The organism is Bradyrhizobium sp. Rc3b (assembly GCF_900114915.1).
Lineage (GTDB): Bacteria > Pseudomonadota > Alphaproteobacteria > Rhizobiales > Xanthobacteraceae > Bradyrhizobium.
Genome location: NZ_FOUS01000009.1, coordinates 15925 through 33655, shown reverse-complemented (window position 1 = coordinate 33655; position 17731 = coordinate 15925). Strand labels below are relative to the sequence as shown.

The 17731-nt window shown below is 59.9% G+C and carries 15 protein-coding genes and 1 pseudogene; 9 read left to right on the top strand and 7 right to left on the bottom strand.

Annotation, left to right across the window (positions count from 1 at the left end; genetic code table 11):
• The first annotated feature begins 72 nt into the window (after positions 1 to 72).
• The 4 genes from BM190_RS21515 to BM190_RS21500 are packed head-to-tail and all read left to right on the top strand — an operon-like array spanning position 73 to position 3792.
• A complete protein-coding gene (locus BM190_RS21515; protein WP_092258757.1) occupies positions 73 to 1920 on the top strand; it encodes a methanol/ethanol family PQQ-dependent dehydrogenase in 1848 nt (615 codons plus the stop codon).
• A complete protein-coding gene (locus BM190_RS21510) occupies positions 1904 to 2761 on the top strand; it encodes a substrate-binding domain-containing protein (protein WP_092258754.1) in 858 nt (285 codons plus the stop codon). Before BM190_RS21515 ends, BM190_RS21510 begins: the two co-directional genes overlap by 17 nt.
• Entirely contained in the window at positions 2761 to 3396 is a 636-nt protein-coding gene (locus BM190_RS21505) for a c-type cytochrome (RefSeq protein WP_092258751.1), read from the top strand. Before BM190_RS21510 ends, BM190_RS21505 begins: the two co-directional genes overlap by 1 nt.
• Before the next feature lie 18 nt (positions 3397 to 3414).
• Positions 3415 to 3792, top strand: coding sequence for a c-type cytochrome (locus BM190_RS21500; protein WP_092258748.1), 378 nt, complete (start codon positions 3415 to 3417; stop codon positions 3790 to 3792).
• A gap of 52 nt (positions 3793 to 3844) precedes the next feature.
• On the opposite strand, the pseudogene BM190_RS41620 reads toward BM190_RS21500, so the two are convergent.
• Both BM190_RS41620 and BM190_RS39685 read right to left on the bottom strand, forming a co-directional pair.
• Positions 3845 to 4591: pseudogene (locus BM190_RS41620) on the bottom strand (ABC transporter substrate-binding protein); the annotation flags it as partial.
• Between the two features lie 464 nt (positions 4592 to 5055).
• Complete coding sequence (locus tag BM190_RS39685; protein WP_143109067.1) at positions 5056 to 5283, bottom strand: hypothetical protein; 228 nt, start codon at positions 5281 to 5283, stop codon at positions 5056 to 5058.
• Between the two features lie 1017 nt (positions 5284 to 6300).
• On the opposite strand from BM190_RS39685, the gene BM190_RS21490 reads away from it, so the two are divergent.
• Positions 6301 to 7812 (top strand): glucan biosynthesis protein G, encoded by a 1512-nt coding sequence (locus tag BM190_RS21490; protein ID WP_092258745.1) that lies wholly within the window; start codon positions 6301 to 6303, stop codon positions 7810 to 7812.
• On the top strand, positions 7800 to 9923 hold the full coding sequence (gene mdoH, locus BM190_RS21485) for a glucans biosynthesis glucosyltransferase MdoH (RefSeq protein ID WP_092258741.1): 2124 nt from the start codon (positions 7800 to 7802) through the stop codon (positions 9921 to 9923). The genes BM190_RS21490 and mdoH overlap by 13 nt, the downstream gene beginning before the upstream one ends.
• 396 nt (positions 9924 to 10319) lie before the next feature.
• Here mdoH and BM190_RS21475 read toward each other — a convergent pair whose 3' ends face one another.
• Entirely contained in the window at positions 10320 to 10637 is a 318-nt protein-coding gene (locus tag BM190_RS21475) for a hypothetical protein (protein WP_092258738.1), read from the bottom strand.
• Positions 10638 to 10841: 204 nt separating this feature from the next.
• Between BM190_RS21475 and BM190_RS21470 the strand changes: the two genes are divergently transcribed.
• Entirely contained in the window at positions 10842 to 11033 is a 192-nt protein-coding gene (locus BM190_RS21470) for a CsbD family protein (protein ID WP_092258735.1), read from the top strand.
• A gap of 336 nt (positions 11034 to 11369) precedes the next feature.
• On the opposite strand, the gene BM190_RS21465 is transcribed toward BM190_RS21470, so the two are convergent.
• Complete coding sequence (locus tag BM190_RS21465; RefSeq protein WP_177237207.1) at positions 11370 to 13316, bottom strand: LuxR C-terminal-related transcriptional regulator; 1947 nt, start codon at positions 13314 to 13316, stop codon at positions 11370 to 11372.
• Positions 13317 to 13578: 262 nt separating this feature from the next.
• Positions 13579 to 14202 (bottom strand): response regulator transcription factor, encoded by a 624-nt coding sequence (locus BM190_RS21460; RefSeq protein ID WP_092258730.1) that lies wholly within the window; start codon positions 14200 to 14202, stop codon positions 13579 to 13581.
• A gap of 389 nt (positions 14203 to 14591) precedes the next feature.
• Between BM190_RS21460 and BM190_RS21455 the strand changes: the two genes are divergently transcribed.
• Positions 14592 to 14852 (top strand): hypothetical protein, encoded by a 261-nt coding sequence (locus BM190_RS21455; protein WP_092258727.1) that lies wholly within the window; start codon positions 14592 to 14594, stop codon positions 14850 to 14852.
• A 64-nt stretch (positions 14853 to 14916) separates the two neighbouring features.
• On the opposite strand, the gene phaP is transcribed toward BM190_RS21455, so the two are convergent.
• Together phaP and BM190_RS21445 are read right to left on the bottom strand one after the other, a co-directional pair.
• Positions 14917 to 15516 (bottom strand): phasin family protein, encoded by a 600-nt coding sequence (gene phaP / locus BM190_RS21450; RefSeq protein WP_092258724.1) that lies wholly within the window; start codon positions 15514 to 15516, stop codon positions 14917 to 14919.
• A gap of 579 nt (positions 15517 to 16095) precedes the next feature.
• A complete protein-coding gene (locus BM190_RS21445) occupies positions 16096 to 16296 on the bottom strand; it encodes a hypothetical protein (protein ID WP_092258721.1) in 201 nt (66 codons plus the stop codon).
• Positions 16297 to 16841: 545 nt separating this feature from the next.
• Here BM190_RS21445 and BM190_RS21435 point away from each other — a divergent pair.
• Entirely contained in the window at positions 16842 to 17528 is a 687-nt protein-coding gene (locus BM190_RS21435) for a helix-turn-helix domain-containing protein (RefSeq protein ID WP_092258718.1), read from the top strand.
• The last annotated feature ends 203 nt before the right edge of the window (positions 17529 to 17731 follow it).

The window sequence follows — 17731 nt, the reverse complement described above, 5'->3', positions numbered from 1 at the left end:
CAACGTTTGTACGTTCTGCAATCCGGCCTGCAACGCGGCACGGCCTCCTCAATGCCGTGGAGATCTTCACTCATGTTAATGTTCGGCCTCAGGCTGTTGCTGTGGGGAATACCGAGTACGCTCTGCGTGAGCCTTGCGTTGCTTTCACCCAGCCTTGCGCAGACTGATCTCGCCAGCCGCATGAAGGATCCTGGCCAATGGCCGATGGCTGCGCGCGACTACGCCAACACCCGTTATAGCGAGCTCGACCAGATCAACGCCAGCAACGCCTCAGGCCTGCGGCTCGCCTGGACGTTCTCCGTGGGGGTCGATCGCGGTCAGGAAGCGGCACCTCTCGTCGTCGACGGTACCATGTATGTGGTCAGCCCCTATGCGGGCCCGTACCCGAACCGCGTGTTCGCGCTGGATGCGACGACGGGCGAGCTGAAATGGTCGTATGCACCGAAGCCTGAACCCGCCGCGGCAGGCGTTGCCTGCTGCGACGTTGTCAATCGCGGGCTCGCTTTCGACAACGGTAAGATCTTCCTCAACACGCTGGACAATCACTCGGTCGCACTAGATGCCAAGACTGGCAAGGAGCTCTGGCACACCAAGCTGGGTGAGATCAACAAGGGCGAGACCATCACGATGGCGCCCGTCGTCGTGAAGGGCAAGGTGCTCATCGGCAACAGCGGCGGTGAGCTGGGCGTGCGCGGCTGGGTCACCGCACTTGACGAGAACACCGGAGCCATAGCCTGGCGCGCCTATACCACCGGCCCCGACAAGGACGTCTTGATCGGCGAGGACTTCAAGCCGTTCTACGACAATCTCAAAGGCAAGGATCTCGGCGTCAAGACCTGGCCCGCCGACCGCTGGCAGGTCGGCGGCGGCACCATGTGGGGATGGATCTCCTATGACGCCGATCTCAACCTGATCTACTACGGCACCGCCAATCCCAGCCCGTGGAATGCGAACCAGCGTAGCGGCGACAATCTCTGGAGCACCACCATCTTCGCGCGGGATCCCGACAACGGGCACGCGAAATGGGCGTATCAGGTCAACCCACATGATCTGTTCGACCATGACGAAATCAATGAAAATGTGCTGGTCGACCTCGAACTGAATGGCCAGCCGCGCAAGGTGCTGATCCACCCCGGGCGCAACGGCTACATGTACGTCATGGATCGGGCCACCGGCGAGGTGATCTCGGCGGACGCCTATGAGTTCGTCAACGCCTACAAGGGTGTCGACCTCAAGACCGGCAAGATCATCCCCAATGAGGAGAAGACCCCGCTGGTCGGCAAGACGGTCGAGGATATCTGCCCGACTGCGCCGGGCGCCAAGGATTGGCAGCCCTCAGCCTGGTCACCGCGCACCAAGCTTCTGTACGTTCCGCATCAGCATCTCTGCATGAACTTCAAGGCGTCGCAGGTCGGCTACATTGCCGGTACGCCTTATGTCGGTGCCGACGTCGATATGTATGCCGGCCCGGGCGGCCATCGCGGCGAGTTCATGGCGTGGGATCCGGTCGCGCGCAAAAAGGTCTGGGAGATCCACGAGAAGCTGCCGGTCTGGAGCGGCGCGCTGGTGACGGCGGGTGATGTCGCGTTCTACGGAACGATGGACCGCCTGTTCAAGGCGGTGGACGCAAAAACAGGCAAATTGCTTTGGCAGTTTCGGGCAGGCTCCGGGTTCATCGGCCAACCGATCTCCTACCGCGGCTCGGATGGGCAGCAGTACATCGCAATCCTTTCGGGCGTCGGCGGCTGGCCTGGCGCGGTCGCGAATGCAGAGGTCGATCAGCGGGTGCGCAACGGCGCTCTCGGCTTCGCCGGTGCCATGCAGGACTTGCCGTTCTACACCGCAGGCGGCAGCGAGCTTCTGGTGTTCAAGCTCGGCGGCACCAGCAATCAGGACGGCAGCCATGCGCCTCAGCAGTGAATGGGCCGCCCTCACTGTTGCTCTCGCTCTTGCCCTCGCCGGCTTGATCGGGATCGCCTCGCCGGCATCTGCCGCGCCGAATGGCGAGCTTCGTGTCTGCGCCGATCCGAATAATCTGCCATTTTCCAACAACACGGATGCGGGCTTCGAGAACAAGCTCGCCTCGATGGTGGCTGAAGCGTTGGGGCGGTCGGTATCCTACACCTGGTGGGCACAGCGTCGCGGTTTCGTCCGCAACACGCTCAAGTCCGACAAATGCGACGTCGTGATGGGCGTGCCGGCCGGCTATGAGCTTGTGGAGACCACAAAGCCCTATTATCGCTCGACCTATGTTTTCGTGAGCCGCCAGGACGAGCATCTCGATCTCTCGTCCCTGCTCGATCCCCGCCTGCATCGTCTGACGATCGGCGTCCATCTTGTCGGCGACGACGGCAACAACCCGCCGCCGGCGCAGGCGCTTGGCCAGCTCGGAATCGTCGACAATGTCCGGGGATACCCGATCTATGGCGATTATCGTCAGGCCGATCCGCCTGCGCGCCTGATCGAGGCGGTCGAACGCGGCGAGATCGACGTCGCCGCCGCCTGGGGTCCGCTGGGCGGCTATTTCGCCGCGCATTCCAAGGTGCCGCTGTCGGTCGCCCCGATCCGGGACGGCGAACGCTTCGCACCTCAACAATTCCAGTTCGCCATTTCGATGGGCGTTCGCAAGGGCGACCACGCACTGCGCGACCAGCTGAACGCGTTCATCGACGCACATCGATCCGACATTGCTGCACTGTTGCGGAGCTACGGCGTACCTCTGTTCGACGAGCGCGTGTCGGCCTCGGGAGGACACGAGTGATGTCTGCTTTACCACTGCGCGCGAGCGCGTTATCGCTAATACTGGCGGTGGTGCCGAACACCGCAGTGCTCGCCCAGCAGACCCTGCCGCAATCCCAGGAGGCGCAGATGCCGACGCTGGCGCCGCGGCCGAACTTCGGCGGCAGCGTTGGCAACGGCAGGCCGAGTGTATTCATGCAGGTCCCCGTGACCACGTTGTTCCCGGGCGCACAGCCGGATCCGCCTGTGATCAAGAACCCGGTCCAGGGCGACCCCAATGCCGAGCAGCGCGGGATGACCTATTTCGTCAATTTCAATTGCGTCGGCTGCCATGCTCCGAATGGCGGCGGCGGCATGGGACCGGCGCTGAGCAACAACCTCTTCACATACGGCTCTCAGCCCGAGAACATCTATCTGTCGATCTATCAGGGTCGGCCCAATGGCATGCCGGCGTGGGGCGGCGTGCTGCCCGACAGCGTGATCTGGGACCTCGTGACCTATATCGGCAAGATCAGCAACGACCCAAGCCGGCAATGGGGCCGCACTTTCTCGGCAAATCCCCTGTCGCCTGAGGTGGAGCAGGTCCCGAGCGAGCAGGTCTCGACGACCGATCCATGGTCTGCCACCAAGACCTTCAACTTCGGCCAAAAGCCCTGATGGAGTGCAGAGCAGCCGATGGTCCGTCCAACGACACAATTGCTAATCGTCGCGCTGCTCGCCGTGACTGCCGCTGCCTGCGAGCCGGGCAAGGCCGCCGGCCCCGATAATTTCACCGGGGATGCGCGCCGAGGCAGCGACCTCGTCAAGCAATATCAATGCGGCACCTGTCATGACATTCCCGGCATTGCTGGTGCCGACGGCAATGTCGGCCCGCCTCTGCACCGGATCGGCACGCGCACCTACATCGCCGGCTATATCCAGAACTCGCCGGACAACATGGCTGACTGGATCGAAGATCCGCAGCGTGCGTTGCCCGGCAACGCCATGCCGAAAATGGGAATCTCGCAGAAGGACGCGCGCGATATCGCCGCGTTTCTCTATACGCTGAAGTAGACCATATGAACTCCACATCCCGCTCTGCAAACTTGTTCCGTGATACGCCTAGCGAGGGCGGCACAGTGAGGCCAAGAGCCTTGGCAGTCTTCATGTTGATTACGAGTTCGAGTTTGGTTGGCTGCTCTACCGGCAGATCGGCAGACTTGGTGCCTTTGAGGATCTTATCGAAATAGCTGCCTGCACGACGCCAGATGTCGGCTAAATCAGGACCGTAGACGACCAATCCGCCCTTGGCGAATTGCCGAAAGAGATGAATCGCGGGCAGTTGATGTTCGGCCGCAAGTGCGATCACTCGCGGAGACTCGAAAACAGTCAAATAATCGCCAAGGACAATGATTGCAACGGCGCGCTGGGCGGAGGCCGAGGCAAAGGCGGTGTCGAGTTCTTCGGCCTTGGTTGCCTCGACAATCGGCAGAGCCATGCCTAACTCTTGCGCTGTGCGGGGTATCTCCTCGGCTAATGCCAACTGGTGCATGGGGTTATCCGGATTGACTAGGATCGCAACCTTCGAGGCGCCAGGGACCAGTTCGCGCAGATCGGGAGCTAGAGCGATCAATTCGGCGGCTAAAGCTGGCAGTCGATCCCGGGCATAACGATATCCGACAAGCAGGTTCTTGCCCTCGATCCAGCCCTTCTCGCGCAAGCCCCTGAGCCATGCGGCGTGAGCTGGATCGCGAGCCGGCTCATCCGCCCAAGCGCCGAGGAAACCAATTCGCCGAGGTATCCCCTGCGCCCCCGAACGCCTTGGCGAAACGAGTATTGCCGCGGTGCCCGCTATGAACTCCCGCCGGTTCATTCGTTCCTCATCAAGCTAGAGGACGATGAGGCGCAGAGCGTGGCGCAGGACGGCTGGGGTCAAAAGATGCTCAGCACTCGCGCAAGGTCAGGTCTCCCTCAAACAGCCGACGTGGCGACGGCGCGTTCGTTGTTCGGCTCAGGGCCACAAGCGGACCTTCACTCGGTCCTCTCAGGACTACTTTGGGGGTGGACCTTCACCCGCTCGAGCGACCAATAGAGGTGCTGAAACCAGTAACGGCTCTCTGCAATGAGGGACTGGTTCTGCCTTTGCAGCCTTCGGCTCTCAGCAATGGCTTCGTCGGCTCGTTCGAGGAGGTTGCTCATGTTTCGCTCATAGAGCGAGGCTACCCGCGCTAATGCGGGCGTCACGTTACAAGGCCGATCTAACCGAGACGAGATACGTTGACTGACGTGCGCTTGGCCCCAGGGAGGTGGCCAATCTGAGCCGCGGGCCAAGAGTTCCTACTGTTTCGACGCTCTGATTTCTCGAACGGTGATTTCGGCCAAAGCTACCGCATTAGTAACGCCGCGCATATGAATTTCGATCATCCTCTTGGCGAGGAGATCACAGAGCGGATCTCTTCGATCTACCAATTCCAACTTGCGGAGGGCGTGGTTGAAGGCCAGTTCAAGAACGTGTTGTTGTTCGCCGGTGAGATCGATGTTCGTAACCATGCGTGAAATCGGCATGACCCTCCGCTCCCTATCTGAGTAGGCGGGAGCACAACGGGTCTCTCAGTCACCGATTGAAGCCACGGACCGGGCGATGATGGCAGATAGTGTTGTTCAGGCGCGGGGGAGTCAACCCGGCTGGCGGTTCCCCGATTCCAAGAATTCCGCGCGCAAACGGTATTCTTCAGCGATTTCTAGTAGTGCAGCCCTTGTGCGCTCGTCAGCAGACAGAGCTGCTTGATGACGGGCGTCCCGTTCGAGGCGGCGAAGTTCTCTTTCCATGAGAAGAGCCTACTCCTCCGAATGGGCCGCTGCCTTAAAGTGTGCTAAAGTGTACACATCGTCCACTCCCTTAGGATGACAGGGGAGCATGTCTGCAATGGGTCAAGCGGCGCTCAGCGGGCATCACCGTGAAGGTCAGAGGCGTTCGCCGAAAGGGGAGCAGAAACGACATGTCCGCTCAGGATCGCGGTTGACCTAACTTTGGTGCCTGCAAGTTGGCGAAGGGATCCATTCGAACAGGTGCGCGCTAGTCTCGGTTAAAAAAAAGCCCCAACTCCAGAGGTGCGTGGAGCTGGGGCCTAATCAAGCTGGCAGGGGGGGCCAAGGCAGCTTGATCAGACGTTGATGAATGGCACTGGAAACTTGGCAATCGGCCAGTTCCGCGCCCGTTATCGATCCACTACAGGCTCAACGGCCTCTGTCCCTCTTACCGTTGGGGCTGCCATCAGCCATTGTTACCGTGGACAGCCCTCACGCCAGACTGCGCGATCGCGTCGGAAGTCAAGGACCAAGAGACCGGGCAAATCGCGAACGCATGCGCGAGCCCCGTTTCTGGCGGTAATTGACCCCGCGCGATCGCGGCGCGCAGCCGTTGAACTTGATCAAGGAGCTCGTTTTAAGGCACCCGGAACCCCGGCTTCCGGCGGTTGCCCGTGATTGGGCAGCTTCCCGCCAGGGATGGCCGGTCGGGTGGAACTCGCGGGCGCGGTGGCCGTTGCTTGGCCGCGACAGCAGTAGCGAGTAGGAGAACCCGTGAACCGACGCCAGCTTGTTCGAGGGTCGGCGTTGCTGCCGGCGTTGTTGCTCGCTTCGCGGAGCAGTTTCGCTGCTGCTGGCCTGCCGGAGGGCGCGTTCGGTCCCTCCACCGTGAGGGACCTCGCCCGTATGCTGGCGGGCAAACCCCACGAGGCGCCGGACGAGAAGCTGCCGAGCGGCTTGAAGGATCTCGATTACGATCAGTACCGTTCCATCCGTTTCCTGCCCGAACGCGCGCTCTGGCGCGGTAAGAAACTTCCGTTCGAAGCGCAGTTCTTCCATCGCGGCTTCTTCTACAAAAACCGGGTGACCATCTTCGAGGTCGTGGACGGAAGGGCCACCGAACTCAAGTACCGCAAGGAAGACTTTTCATTTGGCGAGAAGGTCCCGGCGTTCGAGGAGGCTGACCTCGGGTTCGCTGGCTTCCGCATCCACGCGCCCTTGAATCGCGCCGACTATTACGACGAGGTTTGCGTCTTCCTGGGCGCGAGCTATTTCCGAGCCGTGGCCAAGGGGCAGACGTACGGGCTCTCCGCCCGAGGACTTTCGATCGATACCGGCGAAGCCAAGGGGGAGGAATTTCCACTGTTCAAGGCGTTCTGGCTCGAGCGGCCGGCGCCGGGCGCGACCTCGATGGTCGTCCATGCCTTGCTCGATAGCAAAAGTTGCGCGGCGAGCTACCGCTTCACCGTGCGGCCGGGCGAAACCACTGTGTTCGACGTCGAAATGTCGGTCTACCCGCGCGTCGAAGTTCAGCGGGCCGGGCTCGCGCCCATGACCAGCATGTTCTTCTACGGTCCGAACGACCGCAACGACATCGACGACTTCCGGCCATCGGTCCACGATTCCGACGGCCTTGCGATCTTCAATGGGAAGGGCGAAAGCCTCTGGCGGCCGCTAAGCAACCCCCGCGATCTGCAGATCAGCACCTTTAAGGATCTCAATCCCCGCGGATTCGGGCTGATGCAGCGGGAGCGAAATTTCTTCGCTTATCAGGACATCGAGTCCAGCTTCGAAAAACGCCCGAGTCTCTGGATGGAGCCGATCGGGGATTGGGGCGAGGGCGGCGTCATGCTGTTCGAGATCCCGACCAAGGAAGAGGTCCACGACAACATCGCCGCATTCTGGTGGCCAAAGAACCCGCTTCAGGCCAAGGGCGAACACAACTACACCTATCGACTGCATTGGGGGCCGGATAGCCCGAAGGCGCATTCGCTCGCCCGCTTCACGCGAAGCGGGATAGGGGCGAGGGGCGAGGACACGCGCCTCTTCGTCCTCGACCTGGTCGGTGAGAATCTGAAGGGCATCGATCCTGCCGGCGTCAAAGGCGTGGTGAAGGCTGAGAAGTCCGAGGTGAAGAACATCGTCACGCAGCCCAACCCCTATACGGGTGGATGGCGGCTGAGCTTCCAGTGCCAAGTGAAAGGAGAGCCGATCGAACTGCGGGCGTTTCTGACCGAGGGCGACAAGCCCTTGTCCGAAGTCTGGGTCTACCGATGGGCACCCTGAGCCGAGCCACGCGAGCGACAGGGGGCGATATCACGAACCAACGCCTGCTGCCGCGCGAGTCGCCGCTTCCGATGGCTCCTGGCGACCTCGGAAAGAACCCGGTCTCGGACCGTGCTCCTGCGCCGATTGCCACCACGATGGCTGGGCGGCGCGGCCTGATTCTGCTCTCGACGGCGGTGCTCACGGGCGCGGGCGGGTACGAGATGTATCGCGTGCTGGAGGTCGGCGGCGTCACGGTCCTCGAAGCCATGGTGCTGGCGCTCTTCCTGGTCTTGCTCGCTTGGGTCGCGTTTTCGTTCACCTCCTCACTCGCCGGCTTTTTTGTGCTGCTGGCCCATCGTCGGGACGAAGGCGCCTTGGTGCCCGGCGCGGAACTGCCGACCATCACAAGCCGCACCGCCATGCTGCTTCCCACCTATAACGAAGACCCGCATCGATTGGCCGCGCGGCTTCGTGCGATCATTGAATCCTTGGAGACGACCTCGCACGGAAAGCTGTTCGACTGGTACGTTCTGAGCGACAGCACTGATCCGGATATCTGGGTCGCGGAAGAGAAAGCTCTGCTCGCACTGCGTCAGGCCGTGGGAACGCGGCTATACTATCGTCACCGCGCCGACAACACGGCCCGGAAGGCCGGCAACATCTCCGAGTGGATCACGCGGTTCGGCGGCGTCTACGACTTCATGATCGTGCTCGACGCTGACAGTCTCATGAGCGGACAGACCATTGTCCGATTGGTCCATGCCATCGAGAGCAATCCGAGCGCCGGGCTCGTCCAGACACTCCCGATGATCGTCAACGCGCGAAGTCTGTTCAGCCGCGTCCAGCAATTCGCGGGCCGGCTGTACGGGCCGATGATCGCCGCCGGCGTCGCCTGGTGGCACGGCTCCGAAGGCAACTACTGGGGTCACAACGCGATCATCCGGGTGAAGGCGTTCGCCGAAGCGGCGGCGCTGCCACAGCTGCGCGGGCGCAAGCCGTTCGGTGGGCACATCCTAAGCCATGATTTCGTCGAGGCTGCGCTGATGCGGCGGGCCGGATGGGGCATCTACATGCAGCCGACGCTCGGCGGAAGCTACGAAGAGGTACCACCCTCGCTGCTCGACTTCGCGGCGCGGGACCGACGCTGGTGTCAGGGCAATCTTCAGCATCTCGCTGTCGTGCCTGCTCGCGGTCTCCACTGGGTGTCGCGCCTGCATTTTATGGTGGGGATCGGGGCATATTTGACAGCACCTCTGTGGCTGCTGTTCCTGCTGCTGGGGATGCTGATCTCGTTGCAGGCTCGCTTCGTGCGTCCGGAGTATTTTCCGAAGGGTTTCTCGTTGTTTCCGACCTGGCCCGCCCAGGATCCCGTGCTCGCCATTTGGGTGTTCGTCGCAACGATGGGACTTCTGCTCTTGCCGAAGCTGCTCAGCCTTGCACTCGTTTGGATGCGAGGCTCGGTGAGACGTCAATTCGGCGGCGCGTTGCGTGCCTCGGCCGGAGTTTTCGCGGAGGTGATCGTCTCCGCATTGATGGCGCCAGTGATGATGATCTTTCAATCGATCGCGGTCGTAGAGATTCTGGCCGGCCGCGACGCCGGCTGGCAGACGCAAAGGCGGGACGACGGCACGGTGGAGCGCCGCGAGCTCTATCGGAAGTACGGCATCCCGACCTTGTGCGGCATTGCGATGGCGGCAAGCGCATACGCCGTTTCGCTGCCCCTTCTGCTGTGGATGTCGCCAGTCATCATTGGACTGCTGTTCGCCGTTCCTATCGGAGCGCTGACGGCCAAGCCCGCGTCCAGCCAGCTGTTTGTCACTCCTGAAGACCTAGAGCCGCCTGCGGTGCTGCTCCGGGCCAACGAATTGGGCGCGGTGGCGGAGATTGGCATCAAACCCGCTTTGGTGGAGCTGCGCGAAGGCGCCGCGCTCTTAGCCTTCCACCTCGCGCAGTTGCCGCCTCCTCGCGCCGCCCGTCCCGACATGATCGACGCCAACCTGGCGGTCGGCCGCGCTAAGATCGATGCGAGCGATAGCTTCGAGCAGGCGGCTGCCCATCTGTCGCCGCGGGAGGTTTTTTCGATCTTGAACGATGGTCCAGGCTTGTCGGCTGTGCTCCAGAAGGGATGAACACGCCCAAGCGACTGGAGACCAGGCCTGGGCTCGAACCAGGATAGAAAGTAGTCCGAAAGTTTGCGTGCCTATGCCCTGGCCTTGGGGTGCGTGCTAGTCTGCACCAACCGCGTGGTTCAGGGCATCGCAAGTTTGAAAGAGCGTTGGCGCTGGATTGCAATTTGGCTGAGGCGCAAATTGGCGGCGCCAAGCTGTATATGGGTCGCAGGGCTGAGACTGAAGCCCACATCAAAGAAGCATTTCGCCTCTCTCTCCGCTATATCTTCGCTCATAGGTGGCTCATGGTGCCGCTGACAGATGGCCGGCGATCTCTCTTCCAAGGCGGTCGTCAAAGGCGGCTATTTCTTTGGCTCAGAACCATCCTTCAAGGAAGCGTTGTAGTCGGCCTGCGAGCTATGATTTTTGATGGAGTACCGGGCGCACTGCTACCCGTTGTAGTCCGCCCGTGTTGGTTGTCTCGCCCGCTGCATGAGAAGCCGCGCCAGGCAGGTCCTGATCGCCAACATAGCCGGATTCGCCGGAATGGGGGGCTTTTATGCCTTTATCAGCTTCAGTTTGCACATTTTGAGCAACACCGGATTGTGACGTCGCCTCGGTTTTCTGCTGGGCGGCAGCAGGTATCGATGTAACTGGCAGTGCGATGAGCAATACCAGAGATAAGTATCGCGTGGCTGTTTCTCCCAGGCCCCGCCGCTTCATCAACGTGCGCATCCCCGAACATTTCCGCACTGGTGAAAACTTGCGACCGCAGCGTTGACACATTTCACGTAGAAGCTTGCAGGATCGAACGCAATCTATGTTCTTCGCCCGCCGGCACGGCCAAATCTGGATGTGCACGAGAGGTGTGCGTCTCGCAGGAACGACCGCGCAACGGTTTCGTTGTGTTCGTCTTCGGGCCAAGAAAGGATAACGATCATGGACCGTGAACATGTAAAGGGCGCCGCCGACAAGGCAAAAGGCGCGATCAAAGAGGGTGCTGGCAAGCTTACTGGCGACAAGGACCTGGAGGCCGAAGGCAAGATGGATAAGGCCAAGGGATCCGCCCACAACGCTGCGGGAGACGTGAAGGACGCCGCGCGGGATGCCGCTGACGCCCTCAAGAAATAATTAGAAGAAGGAAGTTTCTGAAACTGGCCGCCGCAGGGCGGCTTTTTCTTTTCTGTCACGTCCAGGTCAAGTTTTCGGGGCCCCTCTAAGCTCGGGGTTGGGACTTCCGTCCGCGCTTGATCGGAGGTGCCGCTCTGCAGCGCCGGCTCGCCTTTCGGCGGCGGCATGATTGAACAGGTCGAGCACTAGACAGAATGCAGCGATTTCCTCCTGTTCGATTCCTCCATCATCGTAGCACTTGAGCGTCTCGGGGATGATCGCGTCAACTGCGCATCGCGATGTCAGCAGGGCAAAAAAGCGTTTGAACCACGACCCGGCCGTGGGATTAGTGAATTGCTAAACAATCAGATCGTGAGCCGCATGGAGATTGGCGTGCCATGAGTGATCGTGGTGCGCATCTGCAATAACAATTCCGTCAGCATCCTGGACCAGCTCCGGCCCCTCGCGTGCAACGGAATGCTGACCATCTCCATAGGCTTTGCGATTTCCGTCGCTCAGTTGTTGAAGGTCATACATTTCTGAAGACGTATTGTCGGCGCCACTCTTAAAACGAAAGGAATCGCCAAGCTCCGTCCCAACCGCTGATTTGGCCTGATCTGCGTTTTCGGAAGAAGGCCCGCCCCTTCCTTCAGTCTTAATCTTCAAGGCCGAATGTGCGTCGTTGGCAGAATTTACCAACGCCGTTGGTATATTCTGCTGCGGTTTACCAGTATCTAAATCACTTGCCTGTGGATGCTGTGCGTGTTGCTTGCCGGCCGCGGAGCCATCTTCAAAAGTCTGCAAATCGCCGTGCGCCTGTCCGCGATTCGAATCTTCTCCCGGGGCCTCATGCTTGGCGTACCCCTTGGCGACTCCGGAGGCGTTGTCGGATTCATGCAGGGCCTTCTGCGATTGACCGTGATTTAAATCGTCTCCCGGGGCCTCACGCTTAGCGGCTTCGTCGGAAGCGCGCAAATCGAACTGGGACCGACCGTGATTTGACCCGCTATCCCGGCCTGCCTGCGTGGGGTCCCGCTGCGAGGCTTCGTTCGCGGCCGCCGCAACAACATCAACGGCCCCGGAACCTCGGGGAATAGGAACTTCCCGGTCACTATCGCCATCCTCTGCATGGGCATTGCCGACATAAAGCTCGCTGCCGTCTGTGGCGATTGCATCGCCTTGGGCGAACTCGAATGCGAACGCCCGATCGTACGCGGCCGTGCCGCCGAAATTTGCGAAGCCGGGAAGTGCGGATGCCAGTCCGTTGGCGCCGCTTGCGGTAGATGAAGTGACGATGTCATCGCCGAAATCGAACGCCTGCACGGCGTGGTTGGCACCATCGAGCTCGTAGATCAAGGCGGCGAAAGCTGCAACCATGAAGATGCTGTAGCTGCCCGAACCCGGCCTCGGCGCGTTGAGTGCTGCCTGTGCAAATAGGCTCGCGGCAATCTCGGCGTCGACGAGTTTGCCGGTCGACGATGACGTCCCAGTTGCGGCGCCGGCGCGGTCCTTGCTCGCGCCTCTGGCCGGGGTGCCACCTGATACTGCTTCCTTGCGGCTGATTTTAAAGGTGACGATCTCCGCGCCGCCATTTGCGACCTTGATCGTGGAACTTTCGGTTGCGGCGTGACCGGGCGAATCATCCAACGCTGCCAGGATCGCAGCTGTCAGAATACTCATCGCGCCACAACGGCGCGACAGTGCCAGCGCGGCGAGCTCGTGCCGGCTGTTGATTCCAAGCTTTTGGCGCGCGTGGTCGATGTGAGTCCTAACGATCCCCAAAGAGACACCGAACACCCGAGCAATTTCAGTGTCCGACAAGCCTTCCGCGACGAGATCCATGATCGTCCGCTCGTTGACGGTCAGAAGCGCCAGAACGTTATTGCCGAATGAGGCGATTCCATTGGCTTCGTTACCGACCCTCGCCAGGTCAGACCCCAGTTTTTCCAGCCTCAGCGACTGCACTAGCGCTTCTGGCTTGGCGTTCATCGAAATCGCGCCGCAAGCGCCGGTCGCCAGTGCTCTGGCAAGATCGCCGCAGGTGACAGTAGCAGTGAAGAACACCAGCCGGGAGGAAAGACCTTCGTCGTCCACGGCGGCGAGGATGTCGGAGGCGGTTACATCAGTGAACCCGTCCTCCAGCAACACCACATCGGGCGTCAAGCGGCGAAGGGCCGCAAGGCAACTAGCGCCATCGAGACAGCACCCAACCACTTCGAAATCTGGCTGCGCTTCGAGCAGCGATACAAAGCCCTGCAGAACAATGGGACGTCTATCTGCTATCACAAGTCGAACGCGACGCATGGGCTTCCTTCGCTCGGCCTTGCAACACAACATGAGAGACCGCGACTTAACTCCGCTCGGCCGATTGCGTTCCAAATTGTCATAATGGGGTTCGTGCGGACGCTTCTGACGATGAGTTCAATCAGTTCGTCGGGATAGCTTCATATAGCTCGCCCCTTTTTGCAGTCGCGCGCGTCAGAGGTCGTGCCGCTCAAGTGCGCACAGTGAGCAGGGCACTCTCTGATGTCGCTGCTGTGCAAAAACTTCCGAAATAGCATCCCGGTCACCGGTGCAAATCGATCTCGACTGCGATCCGGACCAGGTCGGAGTGATTTCGAGCGCCGAGCTTGGACTTCAGCACGGAGGTCGTGTTGGCAACGGTTTTATAGGAGATGCCGAGTTCGGACGCGACTTCTGAAATGCGGTCGCCGCGACCCAAAAGCCTCAGGATCTCGAGTTCGCGTGGGCTCATCTGCGTCAAAGGACTGGCCTTGATCGCCGCGCCCGCGAACGTCGTCGCTTCCGCCAGACGCGGTGAGACGAAGCGCTCGCCGGCTGCAACCTTCCGAATGGCCTTGGCCAGGAGCCGGGGATCATCGCTCTTTGAGACATATCCCTGAATGCCCATCTCCACAGCGCGCACCACGAACGCCGGATCCTCACTCGCGCTGAGCATGACTATTTTGGCGGCCGGATCATCCCTGCGGATTCGCCGGGTCAACTCGAAGCCGGTAAGGTCGGGGAGCCAAACGTCAATCACGGTGACGTCGGGATGCTTCTGCAAGTACGCACGGTGGCCCTCCTTTGCATCGGAAGCCTCCAGGATCTCGACGGAAGGGTCCGATGTGAACAAGGCCCGGCAGCCGGTCACGACAACGGGATGGTCGTCGACGATTAGTACCCGCATTTCGATCTGGTCCTCATTTGCACGTGTTCGCTTCCTCCAGTTGTGGAGAACGTCGCGAGCACTTTAATGGTTCAAATATCTGAGCGGGACGTGGAGCGAACCGGCAAAGGGAGTACGAATTTCAGAAGATTTGGAATGTTTATTCCTTTCGGCAAAGGCTGCTGCTCCCTATCGCGTTGATGATCCTGAGCGCGCAGTTGTCCGGCGCGAGGGCGCTTCTCATCTTCTCTTAATCAGTTCGAGGACGAAAATAATCGGGGCCCCGCACGCGCCCTCGAGGGAACCTAGAACCATCGCCGTAGCAAGCCACGCGGCTTTGATTGGACACCGCGCACACCGTGGTCGTTGATGTGATCCGAAGTTATGCGCCTTGCTAGGAATATCGCAGCATGTGGAACTGGATGATGCTGGGGCTAGAAAGCAATCGCGTGATCGGACTGCGCCTAGCGAAGTTGATGCGCGGTGGCAAAGCGGCCCAACGTGAAGCCCAGCGCATGGTGAGTGAAAAAGTGCTGGCGGCGGCGAAGGCCGGTACAAGCCTGATGGCTGGCGCATCGGGAGACAAGATTGTTGAGCAATACCGAAGGAAGGTCGCGGCAAACGCCAAACGCCTCAGTCGCAAGCGAACGCGCAAACGAAAATCGCGCTGAATTCGCCGGGGCGGCAAGAGCGGCTTGCCCCTGCCGCTCTCTCCGTTGAACAAGTCCGCCCTGCTTAGCGTGGGATCTGATCCATAGTTTTTTTAATCTGCTTCCCGGTATCGTCAGCCATTTTGAGCGACAAGTCGGCAATACGACGGCTGCTTTCCAGAGCGGTCTCCACTGTCTCCCGTACCATGTCACTCTGCACCGCCGCAAAGTCCTGTGGAGTTCGGCAGGTCCACAACCTGTTCAAGTGCTCGATGTGCTTCTCAAATTGTTGACGAACCATCTGGAGGTACTCTTGGGACATTCCCCCCATCACTTTGGCGGCGGCTGTACCACTGTAAAGGAGCGTCTGCGCGTTGCGAGCTGACCGTTCGGTTGCCGCCGTTACCTTTTGCGCGTCTTCTTCAGATAAGCCAAGCGTGCGGCTAAATTGCTGGCTTGACCGTCCCATTAGTGAGGTCGCCGCCTCGAGGCTGGAGCGCCAGGTCTGCTGTAACGTCTCAACATTTTGCTTGAGCATATCAGCACTGGCCCGTGCCACTTCTTCGCCGGCTTCAGCCGCAGCTTGCCCGATGCGCGTAGTCTGCTCCGCAGCCCTCTCGCCTGTACGGCGGGCTGCTTCTTCCATGTTTTGTGTCGATCTCTCTTCCGGACGCGGGCTTGCCATCTTTGGTTCTCCAATGGTTGTGTCGATGACTCCCTCAGCCTAATGTGCAGAAACGCCACCCTGATGAGACCGTTCCTGAGACTTCCCAATCTTTCAGCTTGGCCGATGTCGCTAGGAATTATAAGCGAGGGTTTACTGCACCTCGTTCCCGCCGCAACGTATGTTGCTCAAGAAGAGTAGCAGAGGGCTCTCGCCGGCTATTCTGTCGTGAGTTGACGAAACCGACGGTGCGGTCGTGAGACAGGTCAGCATACTTGATCAACGACGGCTGATTGCGCCGAGAAATAATATCAACGTCGAAGCGATGATGGCGAGGAAATGCGATTCATGGGCATTCACCGCTGCTCCGCCCCGAGCATAAGCTGCTCTCCGCGCCACGCTTGATGCTCGTAGCGCCTACGCCCAATGCCCCTGCTAGTAGTAGTCGTTCCCGACCCATACTTTCGGAGCCGAACCCCGAACCAAGAAGAAGGACCGTTGTCTGGTCCGCGCTTAGCGGGGATCGTCCGCTGTTCGCCTTCGCTGGTATCTGACGATGCGCGGGGCCAACAAAGAGGATCGCGCGGCGGCAGCGTAAAATTATGGACGCGCATTCGATGTCGTCCAGAGGATGCGCAGCTGCTCCAGCACGGGGGTGATATCGTTATGGATGAACTTGATCATGATCGGCATCAGTCGCGGCGCGTGTTGCCGGATATGGTCCAACTGCGTCGCGCCAAAATCGTGGCCAAGCCGATTGCGGATTTCGCGGGCCCGAGCCGACGCCGGAAGTGCGGACATGGAAATCGACTGATCATAATACTGACCTCGCCGCCGCGTCCGGCGGCATGTCACTTCCGGTGTGCCCCGATCAGAAGACCATATCTGAGCCAAACCGAACTTCGCCATCGGGCCAATTGCAGACGTGTGCCGTCCGTCAGTTGGGCTTGTTAGAGGTGGCATCACCGCGTTCGGACTGGCTTGGCTGGACGACGTCTTTGAGCGCGTATCGTAAAGGTTTCGAGGCTCAAAGTAACCCGACCGTCGGGCCCCTCATCAATGATCCAGACGTCTTCCATCCCCTCGGCCGCCATCTGTTCGCCCAGTGCAAGGGCGTCCTGCGGTGTATCATCCTGATAGACCTGCGGTCCGGACCTTATGATGTATCTCATTCTCTGCCTTGTGCCGAAAGCCGCGAAGGTATGATCCCAAACTTTAGCTACGAGAGTTCTCGGACTTCTCTCAAACAGCGCAGCAATTGGGTCTTGTCCTTTAGTACAATGACTATAAGAACAGGCGTGAACTAGCCTCTGAAATGTATAGAGCATGCACGTTTGGGGGGGGCGATGTTTGTGCGCACTTCAACCGATGGAACTAATCGGCCAACCACGCTCAGTGATCTCGGTATATCGAGCAGTTCGAACCAGCTCGTTTGCCTGAGCGAGTTCACCTACCAAAAAGGCACTGAAATCTTCGGCGAGGGAGAGCCTGCCGAGTATATATACCAGATCAAGCTAGGAGCCGCTCGGAGCTACAAAATGCTCAATGATGGGCGGCGACAAATAGGCGCATTTCATCTCTCTGGGGACATCTTTGGATTGGTGAACGGTGATTTCCACCGGTTCACAGCAGAAGCCATAGTTCAGACCACCGTACGGCTCCTGAAGCGCCACAGGCTTGATGATGCTGCTCAAAGTGACAGCGTACTCGCGCGAGAGCTACTCGGCCTAACCACGAAAAATCTGCAACATGCTGAAGATCACATGCTTCTTCTGGGTCGCAAGGATGCCGTCGAGCGCGTCGCGGCATTCTTAATAGAAATGGATCAGCGAAGCATCCCTACCGGTGTGATGGCCTTGCCAATGACGCGCCGTGATATTGCGGACTACCTTGGGCTGACCATTGAAACTGTTTCCCGTGCATTGTCGCGACTGCGTCGGGCCGGCGTACTCGAGTTTACTGAGGTCAACCAACGCGAAATCAACATTCTAAACCGGAAAAGACTGCACGCATTTGATCTTCAAAGTCATTGAGCGACTTGACTGCGCCTCACCAAATGATGCTTGGGCCATTGGCTTAGGACGGACAGCACCTCAATTCATTTTGCGGCGAAGCTTCTTGATGACCTCCCGCAGACTTTCCATGCCCGCATGACCCTTAGGCCCTTGGTATCGCTGGCATTCCTCCGGTTATCATAACCGGCAAGCGGTCGACCTGGGCCATGTATTCCTCGACG